At 38.7% G+C, this 1,927-nt stretch carries 3 protein-coding genes; all 3 read left to right on the forward strand.

Annotated elements, in window-relative coordinates; all coding sequences use genetic code 11:
• Positions 1 to 102 precede the first annotated feature (102 nt).
• The 3 genes from AC1DWN_RS33055 to AC1DWN_RS33065 are packed head-to-tail and all read left to right on the forward strand — an operon-like array spanning position 103 to position 1,898.
• Positions 103 to 714, forward strand: coding sequence for a hypothetical protein (locus tag AC1DWN_RS33055; protein WP_477563070.1), 612 nt, complete (start codon positions 103 to 105; stop codon positions 712 to 714).
• Positions 711 to 1,328, forward strand: a complete 618-nt coding sequence (locus AC1DWN_RS33060) for a hypothetical protein (protein ID WP_477563071.1) — start codon at positions 711 to 713, stop codon at positions 1,326 to 1,328. The genes AC1DWN_RS33055 and AC1DWN_RS33060 overlap by 4 nt, the downstream gene beginning before the upstream one ends.
• An 18-nt stretch (positions 1,329 to 1,346) precedes the next feature.
• Entirely contained in the window at positions 1,347 to 1,898 is a 552-nt protein-coding gene (locus tag AC1DWN_RS33065; RefSeq protein ID WP_477563072.1) for an RNA polymerase sigma factor, read from the forward strand.
• Positions 1,899 to 1,927 lie beyond the last annotated feature (29 nt).

The raw sequence follows: 1,927 nt of genomic DNA on the forward strand, positions 1-1,927 counted from the left end.
ACCGTTACTATTAGGGATCAGGGAGAGAGTATTCCCCTGTCCCTTACCATACCTCGTCTAGAAGATGGCTCATATAAATGAATATCTCAATATGGATTGTCTATGATCGGCGGAAATCTTGAGGAAGTAATGGTCGATCAAACTAGAGTTGTAGGACATCCGGAGGTGCTGGATGGCGCACGGAAAACGACGGAAGTATATATGGAATGGTGGAATTATTTAGAAAAGTGGCTTGAGATTCCAATTGTGCCTGAAGTCATTTATATATTGAATCGTGAACATAGAAATATGACACAAGTTGCTTCTAATGAGCAATTTATCGCATGGAGTGTCGATGACATCAGGCATGTGGATCCTTTTATTATGGCCTATGTGTTTAGTGGCGATCTCATAGAGGGAAATCCATCATTGAATGATAATGTATACTTGTTGAAAATGGCGATCGTATGGTCTTTAATCAATCATTTCCAGATCGAGACTGGAGCTAATGGATTTGATGATTGGTATAATCAAAATATTCAAGGGTTTCAATATGAATTGCCTACGGAAGATGCTAATCTATTGGACATCATGAATGGTTACGATAAGCAAGGGGAAGAGGAGTTTCAACAAGTAGTGAAATACCTCTTCACACAATACAATGCACTCGAAGACAAAGCTATGTTAGATCTAGCGGCTGAGTTAGAAAGCTATGTAGGAGTAAAAGGCCAATGAGTGGACTATCGATCAGACTAAAGCTTTGGTTGAAACTTTGGTTTACATCGTTACATGCCATTGTTGTCATGCTGCTCATCCCTGTAGCCGTCTATTTCATTTATATGTTTGAGTCTTATAGAATTGCTTCTTTTACAAGTATAGTGTATGAGAAGGCAGCAACTCTTTTGTATGTGTTTATTATACAGTGGTGCTTTTCCATTGATTTCGATTCTAAGTTTTATGAACAGTTGATAACTTATCCGATCTCAAGATGGAAAATAATTGTTGAGAGGCTGCTATTATCCTCACTTATTTTTCTGGGGTTGTTAGGTATCATGACGATCGTGTTAACGCCGTTTGGCGGCAGTATGGTTTGGAAAGGTCTTCTATTTTCTATACCCGTTTATATAGGACTTGGTGGATTAGCAGTCCTTGCTACGATTATAGGGAGTCATTCTCTTGGCGGGCTGTTTGCTGGTTTGTTTTTCTGGATACTAGCTTTAAATGTGGGTCAATTATCGCTATTTTTAAAGGATAATCAGTTGATGTTATATAATCGATTTTTATATTTTAGTCTCGGGGGAGTTTTATCATGGTTAGCTATTATGATTTTTAACCGAAAGTCAGTCTGAAGATAGGGAGGTACAGGAGTGCAAGATGAGGAATATATGAGCCAGCTGTCATTGGGTAATGATTCAGCTCTAGATACACTTGTTTTCCGGTATCATAAACCCCTATATGGGTATGTATACCGCTTATTGCAGGATGAGAGATTAGCAGAGGACGTTGTTCAGGAGACCTTTCTTAAAATTTATCAGCAAGGAAAAAAGGGCTTCATCCCTGAGCAGTTCAAACCGTGGATGTACAAAATAGCTACAAATAGCTGCAAAGATCATTGGAAGAAGGCTTATACAAAGCGAGAGTATTTTACAGATAGAGACGTAGAAGAAAATGGGCAGATCCATCATATCATCGACCGCCAGTTGGAACGGAAATGGATGGTGGATTCCCTAAACCAATTGTCACTTGAATATCGCTCGGTGCTATATTTGCGATTTTTTCAGGATTTGAAATATGCAGAAATTGCTTTGGCATTAGATATTACACTCAATACGGTAAAAACTAGAATTTCACGTGGTTTAAAACATCTGGAAGGGATAATAAAAGAGGATGAGAGAAAAGGGGTGGGTGTAAATGAGTGAAGATCAAGAGCTGTCACGCTTAGAAAAGG

It is taken from the genome of Paenibacillus sp. P4_A7 (genome assembly GCF_056402455.1).

Excerpts from the sequence above, each read along its gene's own strand:
- AC1DWN_RS33055 (WP_477563070.1), top strand. The coding sequence starts at position 103 with ATGATCGGCGGAAATCTTGAGGAAGTAATGGTCGATCAAACTAGAGTT.
- AC1DWN_RS33060 (WP_477563071.1), top strand. The coding sequence starts at position 711 with ATGAGTGGACTATCGATCAGACTAAAGCTTTGGTTGAAACTTTGGTTT.